The organism is Arthrobacter sp. 35W (genome assembly GCF_000482545.1).
GTDB lineage: Bacteria > Actinomycetota > Actinomycetes > Actinomycetales > Micrococcaceae > Specibacter.
Genome location: NZ_KI519455.1, coordinates 986,081 through 1,011,078, shown reverse-complemented (window position 1 = coordinate 1,011,078; position 24,998 = coordinate 986,081). Strand labels below are relative to the sequence as shown.

Below are 24,998 nucleotides of genomic sequence, written 5' to 3'. Positions count from 1 at the left end.
ATGATTGAACTCGCCGCCTTTGACATGGCCGGAACCACCATCGACGACCACGGCCAGGTCTATATGGCCCTTCAGGACGCCGTCGAGGAACTGGGCGCCACAGTGGCCCCCGCCGATCTGCAGGAGTGGATGGGCGCCGACAAGGTCTCCGCCATCACCGCGCTGTCCCGTCTGGGCGGTGTCCAGGCAACGCCCGCGCAAGTGGCGGTTGCCTTCGACCGCTTCCGGGCCATCCTCGCCGAGCGCTACGCCGCCCAGCCGCCCGTGGCCCTGCCCGGCGTCCAGGATGCCATGTCACGGCTGCGCAGCCGCGGCATCAAGGTGGCCCTGACCACCGGCTTCTCCACCGACGTCGCCCTGCCGCTGCTGGAGTCCCTCGGCTGGACCGTCGGCCCGGGCGCCCACGACACCGTTGACGCCGTCGTCACCACCTCCGATGTGGCCGCCGGCCGTCCGGCACCGTACATGATCCACCGCGCCATGGAACGCACCGGGGTGCTCGATGTCCGCCGTGTACTGGCGGCAGGGGATACCGTGGTGGATATCCAAGCTGCAACCAACGCCGGCGCCATTTCCGTGGGAGTGCTGACCGGCAAGCTGGGCCGCGAGGATCTTGCCGGGCACCCGCACCACTACATCCTTGGTTCTGTGGCCGAGGTTCCCGGATTGGCAGAAACACAGCGCGCCTGAAACCGGGCGCCGTCCAGGCAGCACCGTGAGGGGAACCAGTAGTGAATCCAATAGCCGTCCGCCGGGCTTCGGCGGCGACGTTTGCCATCTTTGCCCTCAATGGGCTGGTCTTTGCCAGCTGGGCCGCACGCATCCCCTCGGTCACCCGGACGCTTGGCCTCGGCGCGGCGGAGATGGGTCTGCTGCTGCTGACCATCGCCGCCGGCTCGGTGATTGCCCTGCCACTGGCGGGGACGGTGGTGGCCCGGGTCGGGACGGCATGGACCGTCCGTCTGGGCGGTTTCACCTCCGCGATGGGCGGTGTGCTGGTCTCGCTGGGCCTGGCGACGGTGTCCGTCCCGCTGACGGCTGTCGGACTGTTCTTCTATGGCGTGGGCTTTGGCCTGTGGGACGTGGCCCAGAACATTGAGGGAGCCGACGTCGAGCGGCACCTCGGCCGCACCATCATGCCGCAGTACCACGGCGGATTCAGTGGTGGAGCGTTTATTGGTGCGCTGCTGGGGGCGGGCCTGTCCACCCTGGAGGTGGGGCTGCCCGTGCACCTGTTGGGCATCACCGCGGTGGTGGTCGTAGTGATGGTGGTGCTGCCCCGGTTCTTCCTGCCGGAGGTGGGTGCCCCAGCGTCCGGAGCCGGGGAACCGAAGGGTGCCAGTGCCTGGACCGAACGCCGGACGCTGCTGGTCGGGCTGGTGGTGCTGGGGGCGGCCCTCACTGAGGGTGCTGCCAACGACTGGATCGCCAAGGCCACGGTGGACGGCCTGGGCACCAGCGAATCCGCCGGAGCCATCATGTTCGCCGTGTTTGTTGCCGCGATGACGGCCTTCCGCCTTGTCGGCGGGCGTTTCATCGACAGCTATGGCCGGGTCCCGGTGCTGCTGGGCAGCCTGGCTGCGGCGTTGGCCGGCCTGGTGCTCTTTGTGCTGGCACCAAATGTCTGGCTGGCCGGGGTGGGTGCCGTGCTTTGGGGCGCCGGCGCCGCCATGGGCTTCCCGGTGGGCATGTCCGCCGCCGCCGACGATCCGGCCCGCGCGGCAGCCCGCGTCTCGGTGGTGTCCACCATCGGCTATGTCGCGTTCCTCGCCGGGCCGCCGCTGCTGGGCTTCCTGGGCGATCTCGTGACGGTGCGCTGGGCACTGCTGGCGATTGGAGTGGCCATTGTGGCATCGCTCCTCACCGCGCCGGCCGCCAAACCGCTTCCGGTGGCCGTGTCCTCGGATGGGGTGCCCGACGGCGCGAAGGATCTGCGCTAGGGCCGGTCCGCCAGCTGGGGGCTGCTTTCATGCCGTTGGAGGCATTTATCCTGCAGCAGCCCCCAGAGCAGCAGTGCCACGCCCGCGCCCAGCGCTGCGCCGGCCACGGTGTCGGAGAGCCAGTGGGCGCCCAGATAGGCGCGGCTGAGCATCATGGCCACGACCAGCAGTGATCCCGACACCCAGATCCACAGCCTGTCGGCCAGCAGGGCAGTACAGACCACCGCGGCCGCCGTGGCGCTCACATGCCCCGAGGGGAATGCGCCCGAATCCACAGAGACAAGCCTGTCGCCCGGGCGGGGGCGGGCCAGCAGGAACTTGATGAGGTGCGTCAATCCCAGGGTGCCAAGGTTGACCGCCGCCACATAGAGGGCCGGGAACCGGTGGCGGCGCAGAAGCACGGCAAACAGCGCGGTGCAGTAGAGCACCATGCCCCAATTGCCCACAAAGTTCAGCGCCAGGTTCACGGCCGTCAGCGCCGCCGTCCGGCTGGCATGGATAGTGGCGTACCACCAGTCATCGATCGGTTGGAACGGCGGATGGTTTCCGGTGGCCGCCAGCACCACAGCACCGGCCAACACCACAGCCAGCAGGGCGCCGGCCAGCCAATGGAGGCGGCGCGGCGGCAGCTGGCGTGGAGCCGGGAATGTAGGCATCAGCCCATCATAGGTCCGGGGAAAATCTTCCGCTGGCGGCCGGGCCGGCGTAGGGTGTGGCCTACCCGAATCGCGCGAGGCCCACATTGGATGTCAGCTTGGATGCCAGCCATGAACATCATTGAAACCTCCGCCCTGGTGAAGACATACAAGGCCAAGGGTGGGCGCATTCACGCCTTGGATGGATTCGACCTCGCGGTTGCGGAGGGCAGCGTCGAGGCGCTGCTGGGCCCCAACGGCGCGGGAAAGACCACGGTGGTCAAGATTCTGGCGACCCTGGCCAGACCCGACGCCGGCACCGCCGTCGTCGACGGCATCGATGCGCTCCGTGACCCCAAGGCCGTGCGGCGGATCATCGGAGTCTCCGGCCAGTACGCAGCGGTGGATGAAAACCTCACCGGCTTTGAAAACCTGGAGATGGTGGGCCGGCTCTACCACCTCGGCGTCCGCCGCGCCCGGGAACGGGCCGCCGAGCTCATCGACCTGTTTGAGCTGACGGAGGCGCAGAACCGTCCCGTCAAGGGCTTTTCCGGCGGCATGCGGCGCCGCATCGATCTGGCCGGCGCGTTGGTGATCCGTCCGCGGGTGCTGTTTCTGGACGAGCCCACCACGGGCCTGGATCCGCGCAGCAGGATGGCCATGTGGGAGGTCATCCACAACCTGGTGGCCGATGGCACCACGCTGCTGTTGACCACGCAGTATCTGGAGGAAGCGGACCAGCTGGCCGACCACATCTCCGTGATCGACGGTGGCAGGGTCATCGCCGACGGCACTGCCGATGCCCTCAAGGCCCAGATTGGCGGCCACCGCGTTGAGGTCACGCTGGTCCATGCCGCCGACGCCGGGCGGGTGCAGGGGATTCTGGCGCGGCACGGTGCCGGCCAGGTGACCAGCTCCTCCGAGGGCCGGTCCCTGGGGGTCCGGGTGGACAACGGTCCGGCCGCCCTGCAGTCGGTGCTGGGGGAGCTCAACAGCTCCGGCATCGCGCTGCACGACGCCGGGATCAGGCGGCCCACGCTCGATGATGTCTTCCTCAAGCTCACCGGGCACAAGGCCGAGGCCGGCGCGGACGACGACGAGCTCCAGGAGGCGCGGTGAGCACCCGGACGCTGGACTACACCGAGCCGGGCGCACTGGTGATGTGGTTCTCGGACGGCTGGATGATCACCAAGCGGAACTTGCTGAAGATGAAGCGTTCCCCGGACATGCTGCTCTTCGCCGTGCTGCAGCCCATCATGTTTGTGCTGCTCTTTTCGCAGGTCTACGGCGGCTCCATCGCCGTCGAGGGGACCGACTACACGCAATTCCTGATGGCCGGCATCTTCGCCCAAACTGTGGTGTTCGGCTCCACCTTTTCCGGTGCCGCCATGGCCCAGGACCTCAAGGACGGCATCATCGACAGGTTCCGGACGCTGCCCATGTCCGGCTCGGCGGTGCTGATCGGCCGCACCAATGCGGATCTTGTCTTGAACGCCATCTCTGTGCTGATCATGATGGGCACGGGCCTGCTTGTGGGGTGGCGGGTGAACACCTCGCTGTCCTCCTCCCTGGCCGGCGTCGGGCTGCTGCTGCTGTTCAGCTATGCGTTCAGCTGGGTGATGGCGCTGCTGGGCATGAGCGTGAAGACCCCCGAGGTGATCAACAATGCCTCGTTCATGATCCTGTTCCCCCTGACCTTCATTTCCAACGCCTTCGTCCAGTCCTCCAATCTGCCCACCCCGCTGCGGATCTTCGCCGAATGGAACCCCGTTTCGGCTCTGGTGCACGCCGCGCGTGAATTGTTTGGGAACCTCGGTTCCGCCCCCGTGCCCGATGTCTGGCCCCTCCAGCATGCGGTGGAGACGGTGCTGATCGGCGCGGCGCTGATGCTGGTGGTCTTTGTGCCGCTGTGCATCCGCAAGTTCGCCTCGATCAGTTCCCGCTAGGCGGCAGGGCGGCGGGAGACTGCTGACCTATGCGGTTTCGGCTCACGGTGGATCGGCTGGTGTGGCGCTGGCGGGCTCCGCGAGCGTATCGACGTGCGGAAGTTCCCGCCGTCCATCGTCGCGACCCTGCACACTCCCAAGTCCTAACGACCTGTCGGCGCTCAGGGTAATCCAGTCCAGACATGTGTTGACGTGAGCTCGATCATAGTTCTAGACTTTATTAAGTTCTAAACAAAGGAGAACAACAATGGCACGACCAAGCGGCAACGCTGACGTTACGCGGTCTGCAATCCTGGCATTTCTGGGCACTTCCGGCAGCGCATCCCGTGCTGACTTGGCACGGGCTCTGGAAGTCTCCCCGGCACTCATGACCCAACTGGTCAAGGACCTTCTTGCCGACGGGCTCGTAAGAGAGTTGGCCATGTCCCCGTCCAGTGGCGGTCGGCCTGCCCGAATGCTTGGGCTGGCCACCGCAGCGGGGCGTGTGGTGGGCATGAAGGTTTCGAAGGATCATGTCGCCTTCGTGGAAACGGAGCTCAGTGGTCAGGTTGTCCGTGCCGACAGCCGGGCGTTCGATGCTTCCTCGGTAACGTCGCTTTCCGACCTCGTCGCTCTTGTGAAGTCCTTCGTCGACCAAGACCGCAACACCCCCCTCTTGGGTGTCGGTGTCGGTGTCCCTGGGTCCGTGGACGCACAGGGAAGCGGTGTCGTTGATTCCAGCCTGCTGGGCTGGCGCCAAGTCCCGCTTGGAGCTGTCCTAAGCCGCGAACTCCATGTGCCCGTGCTGGTTGAGAACAACGTCAACGCCCTCGCGGTCGCGGAACGACTGTATGGATCCGGACGCAAGCATTCCGAATTTCTTGTAGTCACCATCGGCGAAGGCGTTGGCGCAGGATTTGTCACCGGCGGCGCAGTCGTGCGCGGCAGCAGGGGCGGTGCCGGAGAAATCGGCCACATCCCTGCCGTCATTGACGGCCCCCTTTGCACCTGCGGCAACCACGGCTGCATCGAGGCTCTGATTGGCGAAAGGGCCCTTGTCGAACACGCCCGGGAGTCCGGGCTCATTGCACCAGACGCCACCATCACAGCTTTGCAGGAACACGCAGACGCCGGGGACCCGCTGGCCCAGGACATCTTCCGCGGCGCAGGCCAGCCTCTCGGGCGCACCGTAGCCGGTCTCGTCCAGATCCTGGATCCGGAGATCGTGATTGTCAGCGGGGAAGGAACCCGGGCATGGCGCCACTGGGCGCCAGGATTCGAACGCTCGTTCCGGGCTGCTCTTACAGCCGACCGCCGGAGCATTCCCGTGATCGTCGAGTCCTGGGACGACGAGGCGTGGGCGCGGGGAGCCGCTGCCCTCGTGGCGTCTGCCCCGTTCTATAGCGAAGAAAGCTCAGGTGAACAGGGCCGACGAGTCCGGGCCCGGCTCACCAACGTCCCTGCGGAGGTAGTGGGACAGTGACGGCTTTGCAAAACTCGAGGGCCGAAAGCCCCGGACCCACGGCAACTACGAAGCGCAACCAAGGACCCGGCCTGCGGCGGAAAGCCACAGGAACACGGCTGAAATACGCTTTGACGATCGCAGCCTTCCTCATCCCGAGCGCAGTGCCGCTGTTGTTCTTCACGATCATTCCCATGTTTGCCGCATTCTGGATCAGCCTGAATCAATGGAATCTGGTTGGCCCAATGAAATGGGTAGGACTGGACAATTACAGCAAGCTCGTCAGCGACCCTGACACGCAAGGCGCATTCCTCCACACCATCTACTACATCGTTGGCTACCTTCCGCTGGTGTACGTAGGTGGGCTTGCCATAGCTCTGGCCCTGAACTCCCGGATCAAGGGCCGCAGCTTGATGCGGGGCCTCTACTTCCTCCCGGTTGTGACCAGCTGGATTGTCGTTGCACTTGTCTGGCGGTGGCTGCTGAACCCCAGCACGGGAATCGTCAATTGGCTCCTCGGCTTGATCGGTGTGGCGGGACCCGGGTGGTGGACAGATCCGGCTTGGTCGATGCCTTCGATCATCCTGGCTTCGGCATGGAAGGACCTTGGCTTCGTCATGGTGATACTTCTCGCCGGCCTCCAAGCCATTCCCGAGGACTTGTATGAGGCTGCCACTGTCGATGGCGCGGGCCGGTGGAGAAGGCTGTTCAGCATCACACTGCCCATGCTGTCCCCATCCACGTTCTTCGTCGTTGTCCTGTCGCTGATCAATGGATTCCAAGTCTTCGACCAGGTCTATGCCATGACCGGAGGCGGCCCGAACAACTCCTCACAGGTTGTGGTCCAACAGATTTATGACCTCACCTTCCGGTACGGCAAGGCTGGCGAGGCATCTGCCCTGTCATGGCTACTTTTCCTCTTCATCCTGGTCATCACCCTGATCCAGGTGCGCGGCCAAAAGAAATGGGTGCACTATGCGTAAGCAGCGTCCCTCGATCACTTTGAACATCCTCGTCCTCCTCGGCGCCCTGATGATGGTCTTCCCGTTCCTCTGGGCGTTCGTGACCTCCATCAGCCCGGGCGCGGGACTGTCCGCAACACCACAGCTCATCCCGGAGGATGCCAGCCTGTCGGCCTACGCGCAATTGTTCGACCGGCTGCCGTTCGCACAGATTGTTCTTAACAGCCTCTTGCTGGCTGTCCTTACAACGATCTTCCAGCTGGTCACCAGCTCACTGGCCGCCTATGTCTTCTCCCGGATGCCGTTCAAAGGCCGGAATGCGGTATTCGCCGTGTACCTGGCCACCATGATGGTCCCACTGCAGGTCCTGGTCGTCCCGCTGTTCGTGGAGATGAAAAGCCTCGGCCTCATCGACACGTACCTCGGCGTCCTATTGCCAGGTATTGCCAGCGCCTTCGGGGTGTTCCTCCTGCGGCAGGCCATGAATTCGATCCCACAGGACCTGGACCAGGCAGCAACCCTGGACGGGGCAGGCCACTTCAGGATCTTTGGTCTCATTGTTTTGCCCCTCGTCCGTCCGGCACTGGCCACACTGACGGTTTTCGCGTTCCTGAACAGCTGGAACAGCTTCCTGTGGCCTCTGATCATCTTGCGGACCCCGGCCCTCAAAACCCTGCCCGTGGCTTTGGCCGGATTGCAAGGCCAGTACACCACCCAGTGGGACATCGTCATGGCCGGTTCCGTCGTCAGCATCCTGCCCATGCTCGCGCTCTACATCTTCACCCAGAAATACATCATCCAAGGGGTTGCCGGCACCGGCCTTAAATAGTCCGGACATTGCCTCGCTCCCGCACCCATCAATGGAGATACCCAATGAACAAGAAACCCTTGGCAGTTTTGGGCGCAGCCCTGGCCGTGGCCCTGATGTCGTCCGCCTGCACACCTGCAGGACAAACTGACGCATCGGGCAATGGAAAAGTCACCATCAAGTACTCGAATTTCGTCTCCAACGGAGGCCACGAAAAGGATCTGGACGCAATCGTTCAGGCGTTCCAGAAGGAAAACCCGAACATCACCGTTCAGGTAACGACGCTGCCTTACAAAGACTACGCAACCGCACTGCAGACAGACCTGGCAGCAGGGACTCAGGCCGATGCCTTTGACATTGAATACGCGAACCTTGCGACCTACGTGAACAGCGGCGTCCTTGCCCCCCTTGATGGTGTGGATGACACCAAGTACCGTCAGTCACTTCTTGAGTCGTACCGCGTCGACGGCACTCAGTACGCGCTGCCCAGTTCCTTCTCCAACGTCGTCCTTTACTACAACAAGGACCTCTTCGACGCCGCCGGTGTATCGTACCCGACAGCCGATTGGACTTGGATTGATGAGACGGCTGCCGCGAAGAAGATCACGGACAGCAGCGCGGGCGTCTTCGGCGACTTCCAGAACGTGACGTTCTACGAGTTCTACAAGGCCCTGGCCCAGACCGGCGGCAAGTTCCTCAGCGATGATGGCAAGTCTGTGGCCTTCAACTCACCGGAGGGCATCAAAGCCGCCGAGTGGTTGGCGCAAAAGAGTGGCACGACCATGCCCACTCTTGCCCAGGGTGCAGGGACGCCGGACTTCGACACCAAACTGTTCAAGGACGGCAAACTCGGCATGCTCCACAGCGGCATCTGGGTCGCCAGCAGCTTCAGCGATGCCCCCAAGAACTGGGACATCGTAGTTGAGCCGGGGGACACTCAGAAGGCAAGCGCGACGTTCTCCAACGCCGTCGGCGTATCGTCCAACTCCAAGAACAAGGCCGCCGCACAGCGTTGGGCCGAATACATGACAAACTCCGATCTGGCGGCCACGACAAGGATCGAGTCCTCCTGGGAGCTTCCCCCGACGTCTGACGAGTCCGTCCTCAAGGACTATCTCGCCAAGGACAAGCCAGCCAACCGGAAGGCCGTTTTCGACGCCCTGGAAGACGTCGCGCTGACTCCGGTTATTGGCGAGAACCAGCAGGAAATGGTTGACATCGTCACCACCGCGCTGGGCGAAGTTGAAGCCAAGCGCTCCAGCGCCTCAGATGCTCTGAAGGCAGCCGCCGACAAGGTCAACGCGCTGCTGAAATAGGCCGCCAGCCCAAGAGCTCCCGACAGCGGGCCGTGCCGCGATACTCCGGACAGCGCCACGGCCCGCCCACGACTTGAAAGACAAGAAACATGATCGATGCAGCTAAACCAATTTCTTCAACAACCGCCGACAACACGTTCGGCGGCCTCATCCGGAACAGCATCGCCCTGATCCGCCAGCAGCAAACACCCTCAGGAGCCTACCCAGCATCGCCAGACTTTTCCGCCTACGCCGGATACTGCTGGTTCCGCGACGGTGCCTACATCGCGGATGCGATGTCCGCCGCCGGGGAAATTGAATCTGCCGAACGGTTCTTTGATTGGTGTTCGAACGTCCTGACATCACGCAACGAGCGAATCAGGCGCATCATCGATGAATCGCTGGCCGGCCGGGCACCAGTGGACACGGACATGATGCCAACCCGCTTCACCTTCGACGGCGCTGAAGGCACCGACGATTGGTGGGATTTCCAACTAGACGGCTACGGCACGTGGCTTTGGGCCCTCGCTGAGCACAGCGCCCGCCACGACCGGCCGCTGACAGCCTGGGCAGAGGCGATCAACCTGACAATCGACTACCTCGCATGTTCCTGGGAACGCCCTTGCTACGACTGGTGGGAGGAGTTTTCCGAGCACGTCCACGTCAGCACGCTCGGTTGCATCGCCGCTGGTCTGGAAAGAATCGCCCACACTGGGCTGATCCATGAACTCCTTGCGGAGCGGGCCGCTTCCACGGCAGAGCAGATCCGCCGCCACGTCCAAAGCGAAGGCGTGCGGGACAACCACCTCACCAAATGGTTGGGCACCGATACTGTGGACGCAAGTCTGCTGGCGCTGATAGCTCCGATGCCCTTCCTCCCGCCACACAGCCCTGTTGCCGCTGGGACGATCGCAGCCATTGAAGAGCAACTCACCGTCGAGAACGGAGTGCACCGGTATCTCGCTGACACCTACTACGGCGGCGGCCAATGGCCCCTGCTGAGTTGCTTTCTCGGTTTGGCCCACGCTGCGGCCGGCAACCGGACCAGGGCACTTGAGCTCCTGGAGTGGGCCGCATCTACTGCGGGAGAGAATGACGAACTGCCGGAACAGGTGGAACGCCACCTCCTTGATCCCAACCATCTTCAGCCATGGAACGAGCGTTGGGGAAGCTCGGCCAAGCCGCTGCTGTGGAGCCACGCCATGTTCATCCGCCTCACCACAGCCCTTGGCATTCCCCATGACACTGCTGGTTTGACTCCGGCTTCAGCACCGAAAGAGAACGCTAAATGATCCGCCACAAGCCCCTTGGCTCCGGCCACCCCTACGTTGATGACACCGACCAGCGCAGCCCCAGGCACCCCATCGCCGGGGAGCCGGTCGCTCTGGGCGTGCGCACCTCACCGGAGCTCACCAATGTCATCTGCGAACTTGAAATCACAGGCAGCGACGGCTCCGTGACGAAAGCAACCGAAACCCTCACCCGGGTACCAGCCGCCTCCCGGGGACAGGTCATCGACGGAGGGCACCTCGCGTCAGCCCAGGCCAAACTCGCCCGCGCAGCCAGCGGCTGGCAGATCACCTTGGCCCCCGCGGAGCCAGGGACAACCTACAAGTACCGCTTCATTGGACAGAACGAGAACGGCGGGACAGAAAAGACGCGATGGGCCAGCTACAGCCCAGCTTCCTGGACACGCACCAGCCATGCCCTCGGCGTCGTTGGAACGGACCGCGTCATCGCCGACTCCGTGGAAGTCCTGCACGACGGCGTTCGGCCGTTGCGCGTCCGCTTCGCCCTGCCTCTGGCTCCGAACGAACGCGTCACCGGATTCGGAGAACGGTTCGATGCATTGGACCACCGCGGAACCCAGCTGGACTCCGTCGTTTTCGAGCAGTACAAGAGCCAGGGTGCGAACCGTAAGACCTACATGCCCATGCCCTTCGCCCACGTCGTGGGCGGGGACGGCTGGGGATTCCATCTCGAAACGTCCCGGCGCACCTGGTACGACATCGGCGCCACGGACGAACACCGTCTGGTCGTTGAGGCTGAAGTTGGGCCCGAACCGCTACACGAGAACACCCTCTTGAACCTGAAGTTTTTCGAAGGCACGCCGACCGCCGTCCTGCAGTCTTTCCTGTCCCATGCCGGCAGCCCCACGGAGCTTCCCGACTGGGTCTTCAAGCTCTGGGCCAGCGGCAATGAGTGGAACACCCAGGCCGAAGTCTTGCGCCAGATGGATCTCCACCGGGACACAGGCATTCCCGTCGGTTCGGTGGTCATCGAAGCCTGGAGCGATGAGTCGACCTTCACTGCGTTCCGCGACGCTCAGTACGAGCCAAACTCCGACGGTTCCCCGCACCGCCTCAGTGACTTCACCTTCCCAGAGCATGGCGCCTGGCCTGATCCGAAGGCCATGGTCGATGACCTGCGTTCCCGGGACATCCGAGTAGTCCTATGGCAAATCCCGCTCATCAAGATGCGCCCGCACCCACAGGGCCAGGCCCGTTTCGACGCCGACGCAGCAGTGCGCGAAGGACGGCTCATCCGGGAGGAGGCTCCAGACGGCAGCCTCCGCCCATACCGCAATCGTGGCTGGTGGTTCCCGCTCAGCCTGATGCCAGACCTCACCGACCCGGAAGCAGCACGTTGGTGGACAGAGAAACGCCGCTACCTTGTCGAAGAGATCGGCATCGATGGGTTCAAGACCGACGGCGGAGAGCACGCTTGGGGAGAGGAACTCCAATATCTCAGCGGCATGCGCGGAGACGAGGGCAACAACCTGTTCCCCGTTGCGTACGCCAAAGCCTACGGAGACCTCCTCAAATCCGCGGGCAAGGCCCCCGTTACCTTCAGCCGCGCAGGCTTCACTGGTTCCCAAGCACATGGGGCATTCTGGGCCGGCGATGAAAACTCAACGTGGGACGCTTTCCGTTGGTCGTTGTTTGCCGGGCTGTCCGCATCTGCATGCGGCGTCCTCTACTGGGGCTGGGACTTCGCAGGCTTCTCAGGTGAAATTCCGAGCTCGGAACTGTACCTGCGGTCAGCCGCTGCGGCCGCCTTCGTCCCCGTCATGCAGTACCATTCGGAGTTCAATCATCATCGGAAACCCTCACGTGACCGCACACCCTGGAACATCCAGGAACGGACAGGGGACGATACTGTCATCCCTGTTTTCCGGGAACTGGTCGAGTTGCGCGAACGACTCATCCCCTATCTGTCGGAACAGGCCCGCAGGACAATCGCTACAGGAGCGCCGCTCATGCGGCCCCTGTATTTCGACCATGCTCAAGACCAAGAGGTGTGGAAGCACCCACTTGAGTGGATGCTCGGTGATGACCTCCTCGTAGCCCCAGTCACTGAAGAAGGGGCGATGACCTGGACGGTCTACCTTCCCAGCGGCGACTGGGTCGACGCCTGGTCCGGCGACAACTACAGCGGCAACCAGGCGGTGGACACCCCGGCTCCCCTTAACCGCGTTCCCGTCTTCGTCCGAGCAGCAGCATGGGAAACCATGAAGGGCGTCTTCTCGCCCGACCTCTAGATCACCCTGGGGCGGCAGAACGGCAGGTCCCATCCTGCCGTTCTGCCGCCCCAACCACGACAAGTCCACACTTCGCATGAATCTGTCCACACAGCGAGCGACGCCGAAAGATCCCCATGGAATACAGAAAGCTTGGCCGAAGCGGCATGTACATCAGCGAAATTGCCTACGGGAATTGGCTGACGCACGGATCTCAAATCGAGACGGAAACAGCAATTCAATGCGTTCATGCCGCACTCGATGTCGGCATCAGCACCTTTGACACCGCCGACGCCTACGCTGAGACCCGCGCAGAAACCGCCCTGGGCGAAGCCCTCCATGGCATCAGACGCGAAAGCATTGAAATCTTCACCAAGGTCTACTTCCCCACAGGCCCAGGACGCAACGACCGCGGACTGTCACGCAAGCACATCGTGGAGGCCATCAACGGCAGCCTGCGTAGGCTCAAAACTGAATACGTTGATGTGTACCAGGCACACCGCTACGACAACGAAACGCCCCTCGAAGAGACGATGCAGGCCTTCGCCGACGTCGTCCGTGCCGGCAAGGCTCTCTATATCGGTGTCTCCGAATGGACAGTGGACGAAATCCGCGCAGGTGCTGCCTTGGCCAAAGAACTCAACATTGAGCTCATCTCCAATCAACCCCAATACAACATGCTGTGGAGGGTGATTGAACACGACATCATCCCCGCCAGCGAAGAACTAGGCATCAGCCAGATAGTTTGGTCTCCCCTCGCGCAAGGAATACTCACCGGCAAATACCTTCCGGGCCTGTCCCTGCCACGGGGATCGCGCGCCACCGACGAAAAAGGTGGAAAGGACACCATGGCCCGCTGGCTGACCACTGACGTTCTCACCAGAGTCCAATTGCTCCAGCCGCTGGCCGACGACGCGGGCGTCCCTATGGGAACACTGGCGCTGGCATGGGTGCTGCAAAACCCGAATGTTTCCGCCGCGATCGCCGGAGCATCCCGCCCCGAACAGATACGGCAGAACGCAAAGGCCTCCGGGATGAAGCTGGAGGACTCAACGATGAAACGAATCGACGCGATCCTCGGCCCCGTCATCGAACGCGATCCCACCAAAATCGACAGCGTTCTCTCACGGCCATAGGTGGCACATTACCCCTGTGAGCGGCGCGGCGCGCCGTCTCATCCCTAGGGGGGACCCTGAAAGACCCCTGAATCATCCCTAAGAGAGGCGTTTTTGCCGCCCCGATTGCGTAGCGTGGAACGTGATGGCCGGTTTTCGGCCGCCGCACCGGGAATTTTCCACGCAGCTTTCATTCCGGGCGGTCCACGCACATAAGGGGATGCAGCGATGATCGAGGCAGTAAACCTCGCAAAAACCTACGGGGAGAAGCGGGCCGTTGACGGCATCAGCTTCACCGTCAAGCCGGGCATGGTGACCGGTTTCCTTGGGCCGAACGGCGCCGGCAAGTCCACCACCATGCGTATGATCGTCGGGCTGGACCGGCCGACGACGGGCACCGTGACGGTGAACGGCAAGCATTTTGCCGAGCACCGCGACCCCCTGCACCAGGTCGGTGCCCTGCTGGATGCCAAGGCTGTCCACACCAGCCGCAGCGCCTACAACCACCTGCTGGCCATGGCCGCCACGCACAACATCCCCACCAAGCGGGTCAATGAGGTCATCGAGATGACCGGCTTGGGCGCTGTGGCCAAGAAGAAGGCCGGCGGCTTCTCGCTCGGCATGGGCCAGCGGCTGGGCATTGCCGCGGCGCTGTTGGGGGATCCCCAGACGTTGATCCTGGACGAGCCGGTCAATGGCCTGGACCCCGAGGGTGTCCTGTGGGTCCGCAACCTGGCCAAGTACCTTGCCTCCGAGGGCAAGACGATCTTCCTTTCCTCACACTTGATGAGCGAAATGGCCCAGACGGCCGACCACCTGATCGTGATCGGCCGCGGCCGGATCATCGCGGATGCCCCGATCGAGACAATCATCGCCGGCAAGACGGGCGCGCGCACACTGGTGCGCACGCCGTCGCTCCCTCAGCTGGCTTCCCTGCTGGCCGGTTCCGGCGTCACGCTGGACAGCAGCGAAAACGAGACCCTGGAAGTGACGGGGCTCGATCCGCGCCAGATCGCCCAGGTTGCCATGGACAACCACATCCTTGTCTACGAGCTGACGCCGCTGAGCGCCTCCCTGGAGGAGGCGTACTTCAACCTGACCAAGGATGAAGTCGAATACCACTCCCACACGACGGCCGGCCTGGAATCCGTGTCCGCGCAGGCCTCCCCGGAAGGACGCTGACCATGAGCACCACATCGATGGCGAAGACGCCGGCCCGCTCGAGCGCGGGCAGCACCGGGCTGACCTTTGGCGGCGTGCTGCGCAGCGAATGGATCAAGTTCCACACCCTGACCTCCACCAAGCTTCTGGTGCTCTTCACCTTTCTCGCCGTCATCGGCGTCGGCGTCCTGTCGGCCTGGCTGCGAGCCACTGCCATTGAGCAGGTCATGAAATTCGGGGCGGGCCGGCCCGAGGCCGCCACCGGGTCCGGCGCGCCGGCGATGACCATGGACCAGGCCGAAAGCGTTATGGCTGCCCAGGGGCTGAACATCTACGGTATTCCCAACGCGGGCCTGCAGATCGGCATCCTGGTGCTGGGTTCGCTGGCCGTGCTGTTGATCGCGTCCGAGTTCGGCACCGGCATGATCCGTTCCACCCTGACCGCCGTGCCCAAGCGCCTGCCGGCCTTCTGGGCCAAGGCCATTGTGCTGGTGGTGGTGTCCTATGTGCTGACCCTGGTGGCCTCGCTGGCCACGTTCCTGATCTCCGTTCCGATTCTGGACGCCTACGTCATCAGCATGGGCTTCGATCGTGACGGCGTCGTCTCCGGGATTTTCCTGGGCGGCCTGTACGTGGCCGGCGTGGCCCTGATCGGCCTGTCGCTGGGAACGCTGCTGCGCAACTCCGCCGGCGGCATCATGGTGCTGGTGGCGCTCTTCTTTGTCCTGCCCTTTGGCACCCAGCTGGCCAGCCTGATCCCCGGTGATTTCTGGATGCACGTCAACGAATACGTGCCCAGCGTGGCCGGTGGCCGGATGCTCGAGATTGGCCACAAGGATGGGTTCATCGATCCTGCAGTGGGCGGACTGATCTTCCTGGGCTGGATCCTGGTGTTCCTGGTTCCCGCTGTGGCCATCTTCAAGAAGCGTGACGTCTAGGACCCTGGTCCTTTGCGACGGCGGCCAGCTGGCCTAAGGAGGCAGCCCAGATAGTGCGCACGCGCACCCAAGACCCGGCAGGGGCGGTGGAACGAACGGCCACCGCCCCTGCCGCACTGTCCCCGGCGGAATTTTCCGCCAAGCGCCGCGGCCCGCTTCGGCGCTATTTCTACGACCACCCGCGCGTGATGGATGCAGTGGTGGCGGCTGTCTATCTGCTGCTGTCGCTGTTTGCTGTGGTGCCTTCCTTGATGACGGGCCAGTTGCTCCACCCGGTGTTGATCCTGGCGTCGGCGGGCCTGCTGATGTTCCGGCGCACCCACCCCGTGCCCGTGCTCGCGGTGTTGCTCGTCTTCGAAACGGTGCTGCTGGCGGTGGAACCGTATTCCTCCAATGCCGGGGCCAGCCTGTGGTTTGCCCTCTACGCCGTGGCCCTGGCACGCCGGCCGCTGTTCAGTTTTGCCGCGGCCGCCGCGGCCAGCCTGCCGCTGGTGGTGGTGTTCCTCTTCTTCTTCCGCATGCCCGCCGAGCTGATCCATGAGGGCGGACTCAGCCAGCAGACCACGGGGCTGATTTCCAGCATCGTCATTGTGCTCTCCAACGTGGTGGCCACCGGCATTGGCCTGAGCGTGCGCCGCAACCGGGAGCACGAGGCCGAGCTGCGCGTTTGGGCCGACAGGCATGCGAAGCTGGCCTCGGTGACCGAACGGAACCGCATCGCCCGGGAGATGCACGATGTCGTCGCCCACTCCCTGACGGTGATGGTGGCGCTGTCCGACGGCGCCGCCGTCGTCGTCAAACGCGATCCCGGCCGCGCCGGCCCGGTGCTGGAGGAGCTCTCCCGCACCGGGCGGACGGCGCTGGCGGACATGCGCCGCGTGCTGGGCGTGCTGCGCCAGGACGGCTCCCTGGAAAAGGCGGCGCTGGAGCCCATGCCCGACGGCGGTGGGATCGAGCCGCTGCTGGCAGGGTTCCGCCGCGTCGGCCTGCCGCTGCATGTATCCCAGAGCGGCCCACAGCTGCCGGTGGATCCCGCCTTTGCCCTCACTGTCTACCGGATTTTGCAGGAATCCCTCACCAATACGCTCCGCTACGGCCGCTCCGTCTACCGGGTCAGCGTGGAGATCGCGCATACGGTGCAGCCCGACGGCGCCAGCCAGGTGCTGCTGCGGATCACGGACGACGGCCGCGGCACCGAGGAGGGCTCCATGGGCACGGGCCAGGGCATCACCGGAATGAAGGAACGCGCCGGAATCTACGCCGGCACGGTCACCGCGGGCCCCGGGCCGCGCGGCGGCTGGATCGTGGAGGCCGTGCTGAACCCCACCATCGTCTGCCCAAAGGCAACGTCGGTGCAGGTCCATGAGGCCGGCGCCGCTCCCACCCCGCTGGCCCGCCCGGACGCCGGCACCCAACCACTGAAGGACGCCCCATGACGACACTGCCCGAGGCCGGCACCCGCATCCGCGTGCTGCTGGTGGACGACCAATCCCTGCTGCGGATGGGGTTCGCCCTGATCCTGGACGGGGAGGACGACGTCGAGGTGGTGGGGGAGGCGTCCGACGGCGCCGAGGCCATCGCCCTGGCCGCCGAGCTGGAGCCCGACGTCATTCTGATGGATGTCCGCATGCCGGTGCTGGACGGCATCGAGGCCACCCGCACCATCACCTCCGCCGGAGGTGCAGCGCGCATCATCATCCTGACCACCTTTGATCTGGACGAGTATGCCTTTGCGGGGCTGCAGGCCGGGGCCAGTGCCTTCCTGCTCAAGGACGTTGCCCCCGAGGAGCTGGTCCGCGCCATCCGCCTGGTGAACTCCGGCGATGCCGTGGTGGCGCCGCGGATCACCCAGCGCCTGCTGGAAAACTTTGTGCGCTCCTCGCCGGAGCGGCCAGCGGCGCCCCGGGACCCGCTGCTGGAGGACCTCACGCCGCGGGAGCTGGAGGTGCTGGAATCGATTGCGCAGGGGCTCTCCAATGCCGAAATTGCGCACACGCTGTTCCTGTCCGAGGCCACGGTGAAGACCCACGTGCGCCGGATCCTGACCAAGCTGCACCTGCGCGACCGCGTGCAGGTGGTGGTCTACGCCTACGAAACCGGCCTCGTCACCCCCAGCAACCCCGACTTCTAGCGGTCCCGCTGGTCGAGCCCGTCGAGACCCCGTCGGGGGCATCTGGTTGAATCGGTGTATGACTGTCGATCACATCCAGGACCTGGCCGCCTTTGTGGGCGCATCGCCGTCGAGCTTCCACGCAGCCGCGGAGGCCGGCCGCCGCCTGGCAGCCGCCGGCTTCGCCCAGTTGGACGAGGCCGCGCAGTGGCCCGCCACCGCCGGGAAGTACTTTGTGATCCGCGACGGCGCCATCGTCGCCTGGGTGCTGCCGGAGTCCGCCGGGCCCACCACGGCCTTCAACATCCTCGGCGCCCACACCGATTCGCCCTCCTTCAAACTCAAGCCCAAGCCCACCACCAGCGCCTTTGGCTGGCTGCAGGCCGGCGTCGAGGTCTACGGCGGGCCGCTGTTGAACTCCTGGCTGGACCGCGAACTGCAATTGGCCGGGCGCCTCGTGGCCACCGACGGCGTGGAGTCGTTGGTGGCAACCGGGCCGCTGCTGCGCTTCCCGCAGCTGGCCATCCATCTGGACCGGGCCGCCAATGAGGGGCTCGCTCTGGACAAGCAGCGGCACATGAACCCCATCTGGGGCCAGGGGACGCCCGCCACGGCGGACCTGCTGGGTCTGCTGGCCGATCGTGCCGGCGTCGACCCGGCGGCGGTGGGCGGCTTCGACATCGTGGTGGCCGACACCCAGCCCGGTGCCGTGTTCGGCGCCAACGGCGAGTTCTTTGCCTCCGGACGGCTGGACAACCTCTCCTCGGTGCACGCGGGCCTGGCGGCGCTGCTGGCCGTGGCCGACGGCGCTGTGCCTGCAGGCGGTCTGCCCGTGGTGCCGGTGCTGGCGGCCTTCGACCACGAGGAAGTCGGCAGCGCCTCCCGCTCCGGCGCCTGCGGGCCGCTGCTGGAGGACATCCTCGTCCGCATTTCCGACGGCTTGGGCGCCTCGGTGAGCGAGCGCCGCAGGGCCTTTGCGAACTCCTTCTGCGTCTCCGCCGACGCCGGGCACGCCGTCCACCCCAACTACCCGGAGCGCCACGACCCGGCCAACCACCCCGTGCTCAATGGCGGCCCGCTGCTGAAGATCAACGCCAACCAGCGCTACGCCACCGATGCCACGGGCGCTGCGGTCTGGGCCCGGCTGTGCGCCGCCGCGGCCGTGCCGTACCAGGAGTTCGTCTCCAACAACACCGTCCCCTGCGGCTCCACCATCGGCCCGCTGACGGCCACCCGGCTGGGCATCAGGACCGTCGACGTCGGCGTGCCGCTGCTGTCGATGCACTCGGCCCGCGAACTCTGCGGCACCAAGGATCCGCTCTACCTGGCCCGCGCCACCGAGGAGTTCTTCCGCACCGCCGTCTAACCCCGCCGGATTTCGACGGGCTCAATCACCGACCACCGGAACCAGGAGCCACCATGAATGACGTCCAGACCTACGCCGCCTCCCTCGATGGGCCGTTGAAGGCGGTGGCGGAGCGGCTGGAAGCCCTGCTGGACGCCGGCCTGCCCGCCGCCGAGGGGAAGCTGTGGCACGGGCACCCGGTGTGGATGGAGGACAAGGAGCCCATCGCCGGCTTCAAGGCATTTCCGCGCTATGTGACGCTCATGGTCTGGCAGGGCCAGACGCTCCAGGATCCCAGCGGCGCCCTCACGCCGTCGGGCTCGGCCCAGATGGCCACCGTCAAGCTGTCCTCCACGGCTGACCTTGACGAAGACGCCGTCACGGCCTGGCTCGCCCAACTGGCCGGCTGAACCGGCACGTTCAGCGGCTGCACAGCAAACACATAGCTTTGGGTTTGGGCCCCGCACAGAGAGGGCGGCTTTGCTTGAATCATGAACACTTCACCACACCCCAACCACGACCGCGGCCTTGAATTCGACCTGAAGACGCTGCTGACCCGCCGCCGGACCCTGGGCCTGTTCCTGGGCGCCGGTGCGGCCGCCAGCCTGGCCGCGTGCGCCCCGGCCGGCAGCACCGCCACCGGCGGCACCACAGCCAGCGCCACGACGTCGGCCGCCGGCACCAGCTCCGCCACCGCCACGGCCGGCGCCACGGCGTCGTCGTCGGCCACGGCCACCGTCACCCGGGCCATCGCCGAATGCGGCGTTGTGGAGACCCCCGATGAAACGGCCGGCCCGTACCCGGGAGACGGCTCCAACGGCCCGGACGCGCTGACGGCCTCCGGCGTCGTCCGCAAGGACATCACCAGCAGCTTCGGCACCTCCACCACGACGGCGGAGGGTGTGCCGCTGACCGTGACGCTGACCCTGCTGGACAACTCCAACGGCTGCAAGGCGCTGGCCGGGGCGGCCGTGTACCTCTGGCACGCCACCAAGGACGGCGAATACTCGCTCTACGACCTGCCGGATGAGAACTTCCTGCGCGGGGTCCAGGAGGCGGATGAAAACGGCCAGGTGACGTTCACCTCGATCTTCCCCGGCGCCTACAACGGCCGCTGGCCGCACATCCACTTCGAGGTGTTCGAGAGCATGTCCAACGCCACCAGCGCCGGGCAGATCCTCAAGACGTCCCAGATCGCCATGACGGAGGCCAGCTGCAACGAGGTCTACGCCACCGCGGGCTACGAAAGCAGCGCCCGGAACTTCCCCAACACCCCGCTGGCCCAGGACAACGTGTTCGGCGACGACGGCGGCAACTACCAGCTCGCCACCACCAGCGGTTCCGCCGCGGCCGGCTACTCGGCGGCGTTGAACGTCACCATCTAGGGCTGGATGGTTTTGGCGCCTACTGGGCCAGGCTGACCACCAGGTTGATGGTGGTGGCCAGGATGCCGGTGCCGAAAACGAACGCCAGCAGGCTGTGCCGCAGCGCCGCCGAGCGCATGCTGCGCGTGGTGATGTTGGTGTCCGAGACCTGGTAGGTCATGCCCAGGCTGAAGGCCATGTAGGCGAAGTCCGTGTACTGGGGGAGCTCCTCCTGGTTGAAGCTGATGCCGCCCGGTTCGCCGCCCGTGTAGTAGATCTCCGCGTAGCGCAGGGTGAAAAGGGTGTGCACCAGCAGCCAGGACATGGCCGTGCTGCCGAGGGCCAGCAGCGCCAGCAGCAGCTTGTCGGTTCCATGGGCGCCGCTGGCTCCGACCATCACCAGTCCGACGGCGGCCAGGCTGCCCAGCGCGGCGAGCAGGATCAACAGATCCGAGGTGCTCCGCCGGGGGTCCTCCGCCTGGGCGTGCGCGGCGGTCTGCACGTTGTCCATCCGGGCAATGGCCAGCCACACCCACACGTTGTAGATCAGGGCGGCCATGGCCCAGCCCACCGCGGGCGCGTAGATCCACTGGCCGGCCAGGCCGGTCGAAACCGCCGCCAGTACTCCGGCAGTTGCCATCGCAGCCAGCCGCAGCCGGGCGTGGACGGCCCGCCGGGAAGCCGCCGAAGGAGCTGAATCGTTCATGGCCCGATCATGCCACGGGCCCGGAGCCAATTGCTCCAGGCCCGTGCCTCCACTGTCCAGTGCCGCGCCGTGCGGATCACCGCTTGGCGTAGTCGGCAAACCCCTGCCAGTCGATCACGACGCACGGTTCGTCGCCCACGATCCAGGCGTCATGCCCGGGGGCGATGATGCCGAAGTCGCCGGGCCCGAACTCGACCTCTTCGCCGTCGTCCATGACCACGTTCATCCGGCCGGAAATCCAGTAGCCCATGTGGGCGGCCTGGCAGCTGTCCGTCTTGGCGATCGGCTTGACGTGTTCCGACCACCGCCATCCCGGAAGGAACGTTGCGCGTCCCACGCCGCCGTCGGCAATGTTCACCAGCTGGAGCTGGCCGGTGTTCCCCTCGAAGGGGCGGGTTTCCTCGGGTGAATCGAGGCTCTTGCGGATGATGCCTGACATCTCAACCTCACTGTTGATGATCCTGCTCGATTGCTGATGCTGCCCGCTGATCGTTTGTCTTCCCGACGACAAACGCGCGGTTGTTTTCCGGCCATTGCTGGCCCGCAGGGGCGCCGGACACCGCTGGTCCGCGCCGATACTGAAAACACTACGCCGCTGCCATATGTACGGATACGGGGTGGGCGGCACCACCCGCGCCGGACCGCCGTCGTCAGTACGGTAAGATAGATAAGTCTGTGCTGGCACCGGCCCGCGATTCCTTGCGGTCCACCGTCCGCAGACACCGCAAATGAACCTCCTGTTACGGAAAGACCGTAGCCGCTTAGCCCAAAGGAGGTGGGTTCACATATGCGTCCTTATGAATTGATGGTAATCATCGACCCCGATGTCGAAGAGCGTACCGTTGAGCCGTCGCTTCAGAAGTTCCTGAACGTCATCACGACCGATGGTGGAACCATCGAAAAGGTTGACATCTGGGGCCGTCGTCGACTGGCTTACGACATCAAGAAGAAGTCCGAAGGTATCTACGCCGTGGTGAACTTCACCGCTGAGCCTGCTACCGCTCAGGAACTTGACCGCCAGCTTGGTCTGAACGAGACCATCCTGCGCACCAAGATCATCCGTCCGGAAGACCAGAAGGTCGTTGCCGAGTAATCTCGGCCTCAACTTTTTGAAGCTTTCACCCGTAGGAACACAAGGAAGCAGGAGCAGATGGCAGGCGAAACCACTATCACAGTCATTGGTAACCTCACCAATGACCCCGAACTCCGGTTCACACCGAGCGGTTCAGCAGTAGCGAATTTCACCATCGCATCCACCCCGCGCACCTTTGACCGCCAGTCGAATGAGTGGAAGGACGGCGAAACGCTGTTCCTCCGCGCATCCATTTGGCGCGAAGCGGCCGAGAACGTTGCGGAGTCCCTGACGAAGGGAACCCGCGTCATCGTCTCCGGCCGACTCAAGTCGCGTACCTATGACACCAAAGAAGGCGAAAAGCGCACCGTCATGGAGCTTGAGGTCGACGAGATCGGCCCCTCGCTGCGCTACGCCAACGCCAAGGTCAACCGCACCCCCCGCTCCGGCGGCGGTGGCGGCAACTTCGGCGGCGGCAACCAGGGCGGCAACGCTGGTGGTTTCGGTGGCAACTCCGGCGGAGGAAACTCCGGTTGGGGCGGCGGCCAGACCCAGTCCTCTCCTGCAGAAGACCCGTGGGCACAGCCCTCTGGTGGATCGCAGGGTTGGGGCGCGGGCCCGGATTCGTCCGAGCCTCCCTTCTAAAAAACAAACTTTGTGCGGCAACCGCCGTGCACACACCATCCCGCGGATTAACGTCCACGGGCTCCACGAATATTAAGGAGCTCCACGATGGCTAAGGCTGAACTCCGTAAGCCCAAACCAAAGTCCAACCCCTTGAAGGCCGCTGACATCACCGTCATCGACTACAAGGACGTAGCATTGCTGCGCAAGTTCATCTCTGACCGCGGAAAGATCCGTGCACGTCGTGTCACGGGTGTCACCGTTCAGGAGCAGCGCAAGATCGCCCAGGCAATCAAGAACGCCCGCGAAGTTGCACTGCTGCCCTACTCCGGCGCTGGCCGCGGTTAAGGGAGAGAAAACACATGGCAAAGCTCATTTTGACCCACGAAGTTACCGGTCTCGGTACTGCAGGTGACGTTGTTGAGGTGAAGAACGGTTACGCACGTAACTACCTTCTGCCCCGCGGCTTCGCCCTGACCTGGACGAAGGGTGGCGAGAAGCAGGTTGAGTCCATCAAGGCTGCCCGCGCTGCCCGCGAGCACGCTTCCGTTGAAGCTGCTCAGACCCAGGCTGCCGCTCTGACCGCAAAGCCGGTCAAGCTGGCTGTCAAGGCCGGCGAGTCCGGCCGCCTGTTCGGCACCGTCAAGGTTGCCGACATTGCTGCTGCCGTTGAGGCTGCAGGTCTGGGCACCATTGACAAGCGCAAGGTTGAACTGCCTGCACACATCAAGAGCACCGGCTCCTACACCGCAATCGTGCGTCTGCACGACGACGTGTCGGCAACCATCGTTCTGGACGTTGTTGCAGCTAAGTAGTCCTTAGCAAACGTCGAAGGGCCTCCACCGTTTCGGTGGGGGCCCTTCGTTGTGCCCGGGTCCCGTTCCTCTGATCCGCCCTGCCACCCTCCGCGAACTGGCATTTGGGGACAGTGTGGAGCGCCGGGACTGTCCCCAAGTGTTTGTTCGCGGGGGTTGTGGGGGCGGCTAGGAGTTGTGGAAGAGCTCGAAGCCCTCGCGGATGAGGCGCTCCAGTTCATCTATGTCGACGTCGGACAGCCGGGTGATGTAGACGCAGGCCACGCTGCTTTTGAACTTGCCCAGGCGGGACATGTCTGCGCCGTCGAAGAGCAGGCCATAGAGGACAAGGCTGGTCTTGCGGGGTGAAAATCCGACGGCGAAGGTGTCACCCTCGCGGCCGGATTCATAGGCGTAGTGGTGGTTTCCGAAGCCGATCATGGATGGACCCCACATGGTGGCGGGCTGCCCCGTGATCTCTTCCATGATTTCCAGCAGCACCAGCGCATCCTTGCGCCGCACCTCCGGCACGACACCGGCAATGAACTCCCGTGGCGGGACTGTGGTGGCAACCGTCTTGTTGTCCGCCATGGCTACATCCTTTCGACGAAGGTCTTGGCGTCCGCCAGGCTCATGCCCGTGTAGTGCCGCAGCAGGGCGATGGCCTGCAGCTTCTGACCACCGCGGACCATGCCCTGGATCTGCATCACAAGGGCCGGGTTGACCCCGGGGGGCTGCGGCGCCGCGTTCTGGCCCTGCGCCGGCAGGTTCTGGCCGTGGGTGTCGTTCTGCCCTTGGACCGGTGTGGTGCGGAAGGCGCCGCTGCCCGAGTAGCCAGTGCGGCCGGCCGGGTGGGTCCCACGGTGGGCTGCCGCGGCCTGCGCAGCCGCGGCGGTGGCGGCCGCCGAGCGGCGGGCCAGCTCCTGCTGGTATTTGTCCGCATCGGACAGGCCGGTGGAACTGGGCCCGCCGGCCTTCGCCGCCCAGATGAGGAGGGCAATGCCTACGGCGGCAACGACGGCCACAATGATCCAATCCATACCCTGAGCTTAGGCCACGATTGCCACCGGGTGAATGCGGTGCCGCCGGTTCACGAATGGTCAAATTCGATGGGTGTTCGACGGAACTCTGGACGCTCAAACATCCGACCTATAGTGTGGGCAGCATCACGCGTGTTATGGATAACACCCCCTGCCCTCTCCGCCCCTGCCGTCAGTGTGGC

At 64.7% G+C, this 24,998-nt stretch carries 27 protein-coding genes and 1 pseudogene; 23 read left to right on the top strand and 5 right to left on the bottom strand.

The genetic code is table 11. From position 1 onward, the window contains the following. Positions 1–690 carry a phosphonatase-like hydrolase gene (locus K254_RS0116770; protein ID WP_026556343.1) on the top strand — a complete coding sequence of 230 codons (690 nt, stop codon included), beginning with the start codon at positions 1–3 and terminating at the stop codon, positions 688–690. A 41-nt stretch (positions 691–731) separates the two neighbouring features. Next, positions 732–1,940, top strand: coding sequence for an MFS transporter (locus tag K254_RS0116765; protein WP_026556342.1), 1,209 nt, complete (start codon positions 732–734; stop codon positions 1,938–1,940). Here the strand turns inward: K254_RS0116765 and K254_RS23785 are convergent. Next, positions 1,937–2,596, bottom strand: coding sequence for a phosphatase PAP2 family protein (locus K254_RS23785; protein WP_051389319.1), 660 nt, complete (start codon positions 2,594–2,596; stop codon positions 1,937–1,939). The two genes, K254_RS0116765 and K254_RS23785, sit on opposite strands and share 4 nt — an antisense overlap. Before the next feature lie 111 nt (positions 2,597–2,707). Here K254_RS23785 and K254_RS0116755 point away from each other — a divergent pair, with 111 nt between their 5' ends. From K254_RS0116755 to K254_RS0116680, 17 genes and pseudogenes are all read left to right on the top strand, one after another. Then, positions 2,708–3,694, top strand: coding sequence for a daunorubicin resistance protein DrrA family ABC transporter ATP-binding protein (locus K254_RS0116755; protein ID WP_026556341.1), 987 nt, complete (start codon positions 2,708–2,710; stop codon positions 3,692–3,694). 41 nt (positions 3,695–3,735) lie between these two features. After that, positions 3,736–4,521, top strand: coding sequence for an ABC transporter permease (locus K254_RS0116750; protein WP_051389494.1), 786 nt, complete (start codon positions 3,736–3,738; stop codon positions 4,519–4,521). Between the two features lie 247 nt (positions 4,522–4,768). Further along, a pseudogene (locus tag K254_RS26505) lies at positions 4,769–4,921 on the top strand (hypothetical protein); the annotation flags it as partial. A gap of 93 nt (positions 4,922–5,014) precedes the next feature. Beyond that, the gene (locus tag K254_RS0116745; RefSeq protein WP_231391889.1) at positions 5,015–5,983 is read left to right on the top strand and encodes an ROK family protein; all 969 of its coding nucleotides are present in this window, start codon (positions 5,015–5,017) and stop codon (positions 5,981–5,983) included. Positions 5,984–6,093: 110 nt separating this feature from the next. After that, positions 6,094–6,945: a carbohydrate ABC transporter permease gene (locus tag K254_RS0116740; RefSeq protein WP_231391888.1), complete on the top strand. Its 852-nt coding sequence runs from the start codon at positions 6,094–6,096 to the stop codon at positions 6,943–6,945. Positions 6,946–6,964: 19 nt separating this feature from the next. Next, the gene (locus K254_RS0116735) at positions 6,965–7,753 is read left to right on the top strand and encodes a carbohydrate ABC transporter permease (protein WP_196810988.1); all 789 of its coding nucleotides are present in this window, start codon (positions 6,965–6,967) and stop codon (positions 7,751–7,753) included. Positions 7,754–7,797: 44 nt separating this feature from the next. After that, the gene (locus K254_RS0116730; protein ID WP_026556336.1) at positions 7,798–9,048 is read left to right on the top strand and encodes an ABC transporter substrate-binding protein; all 1,251 of its coding nucleotides are present in this window, start codon (positions 7,798–7,800) and stop codon (positions 9,046–9,048) included. Between the two features lie 89 nt (positions 9,049–9,137). Beyond that, the gene (locus tag K254_RS23780; RefSeq protein ID WP_051389318.1) at positions 9,138–10,319 is read left to right on the top strand and encodes a glycoside hydrolase family 15 protein; all 1,182 of its coding nucleotides are present in this window, start codon (positions 9,138–9,140) and stop codon (positions 10,317–10,319) included. Beyond that, positions 10,316–12,568, top strand: coding sequence for a glycoside hydrolase family 31 protein (locus tag K254_RS0116720; protein ID WP_026556335.1), 2,253 nt, complete (start codon positions 10,316–10,318; stop codon positions 12,566–12,568). The genes K254_RS23780 and K254_RS0116720 overlap by 4 nt, the downstream gene beginning before the upstream one ends. A 116-nt stretch (positions 12,569–12,684) precedes the next feature. After that, the gene (locus tag K254_RS0116715; RefSeq protein ID WP_026556334.1) at positions 12,685–13,683 is read left to right on the top strand and encodes an aldo/keto reductase family protein; all 999 of its coding nucleotides are present in this window, start codon (positions 12,685–12,687) and stop codon (positions 13,681–13,683) included. Between the two features lie 207 nt (positions 13,684–13,890). Further along, positions 13,891–14,844, top strand: a complete 954-nt coding sequence (locus tag K254_RS0116710) for an ABC transporter ATP-binding protein (RefSeq protein ID WP_026556333.1) — start codon at positions 13,891–13,893, stop codon at positions 14,842–14,844. Between the two features lie 2 nt (positions 14,845–14,846). Then, on the top strand, positions 14,847–15,761 hold the full coding sequence (locus tag K254_RS0116705) for an ABC transporter permease (protein WP_026556332.1): 915 nt from the start codon (positions 14,847–14,849) through the stop codon (positions 15,759–15,761). Positions 15,762–15,814: 53 nt separating this feature from the next. Next, positions 15,815–17,197 carry a sensor histidine kinase gene (locus K254_RS23775; protein WP_231391887.1) on the top strand — a complete coding sequence of 461 codons (1,383 nt, stop codon included), beginning with the start codon at positions 15,815–15,817 and terminating at the stop codon, positions 17,195–17,197. Then, on the top strand, positions 17,194–17,892 hold the full coding sequence (locus K254_RS0116695; protein ID WP_035750280.1) for a response regulator: 699 nt from the start codon (positions 17,194–17,196) through the stop codon (positions 17,890–17,892). The genes K254_RS23775 and K254_RS0116695 overlap by 4 nt, the downstream gene beginning before the upstream one ends. 58 nt (positions 17,893–17,950) lie before the next feature. Then, positions 17,951–19,237, top strand: coding sequence for a M18 family aminopeptidase (locus K254_RS0116690; RefSeq protein ID WP_026556330.1), 1,287 nt, complete (start codon positions 17,951–17,953; stop codon positions 19,235–19,237). Positions 19,238–19,290: 53 nt separating this feature from the next. Further along, positions 19,291–19,626, top strand: coding sequence for a DUF1801 domain-containing protein (locus K254_RS0116685; RefSeq protein ID WP_026556329.1), 336 nt, complete (start codon positions 19,291–19,293; stop codon positions 19,624–19,626). A gap of 81 nt (positions 19,627–19,707) precedes the next feature. After that, positions 19,708–20,601 carry a dioxygenase family protein gene (locus tag K254_RS0116680; protein ID WP_026556328.1) on the top strand — a complete coding sequence of 298 codons (894 nt, stop codon included), beginning with the start codon at positions 19,708–19,710 and terminating at the stop codon, positions 20,599–20,601. A 19-nt stretch (positions 20,602–20,620) separates the two neighbouring features. Here K254_RS0116680 and K254_RS0116675 read toward each other — a convergent pair whose 3' ends face one another. Further along, the gene (locus K254_RS0116675) at positions 20,621–21,286 is read right to left on the bottom strand and encodes a DUF1345 domain-containing protein (RefSeq protein ID WP_026556327.1); all 666 of its coding nucleotides are present in this window, start codon (positions 21,284–21,286) and stop codon (positions 20,621–20,623) included. Between the two features lie 76 nt (positions 21,287–21,362). Beyond that, a complete protein-coding gene (locus tag K254_RS0116670) occupies positions 21,363–21,725 on the bottom strand; it encodes a cupin domain-containing protein (RefSeq protein WP_026556326.1) in 363 nt (120 codons plus the stop codon). Between the two features lie 348 nt (positions 21,726–22,073). Here K254_RS0116670 and rpsF point away from each other — a divergent pair, with 348 nt between their 5' ends. The 4 genes from rpsF (at position 22,074) to rplI (ending at position 23,797) form a co-directional block, all read left to right on the top strand. Further along, positions 22,074–22,379, top strand: coding sequence for a 30S ribosomal protein S6 (gene rpsF / locus K254_RS0116665; protein ID WP_026556325.1), 306 nt, complete (start codon positions 22,074–22,076; stop codon positions 22,377–22,379). Between the two features lie 57 nt (positions 22,380–22,436). Then, positions 22,437–23,003: a single-stranded DNA-binding protein gene (locus K254_RS0116660; protein WP_026556324.1), complete on the top strand. Its 567-nt coding sequence runs from the start codon at positions 22,437–22,439 to the stop codon at positions 23,001–23,003. Positions 23,004–23,090: 87 nt separating this feature from the next. Then, on the top strand, positions 23,091–23,330 hold the full coding sequence (gene rpsR, locus K254_RS0116655) for a 30S ribosomal protein S18 (RefSeq protein WP_003800144.1): 240 nt from the start codon (positions 23,091–23,093) through the stop codon (positions 23,328–23,330). A gap of 14 nt (positions 23,331–23,344) precedes the next feature. Then, positions 23,345–23,797, top strand: a complete 453-nt coding sequence (gene rplI, locus K254_RS0116650) for a 50S ribosomal protein L9 (protein WP_026556323.1) — start codon at positions 23,345–23,347, stop codon at positions 23,795–23,797. Between the two features lie 168 nt (positions 23,798–23,965). Here rplI and K254_RS0116645 read toward each other — a convergent pair whose 3' ends face one another. Together K254_RS0116645 and K254_RS23770 are read right to left on the bottom strand one after the other, a co-directional pair. Beyond that, complete coding sequence (locus tag K254_RS0116645) at positions 23,966–24,367, bottom strand: DUF1801 domain-containing protein (protein WP_026556322.1); 402 nt, start codon at positions 24,365–24,367, stop codon at positions 23,966–23,968. Between the two features lie 2 nt (positions 24,368–24,369). Further along, entirely contained in the window at positions 24,370–24,816 is a 447-nt protein-coding gene (locus K254_RS23770; RefSeq protein WP_035750278.1) for a hypothetical protein, read from the bottom strand. Positions 24,817–24,998: the final 182 nt, after the last annotated feature.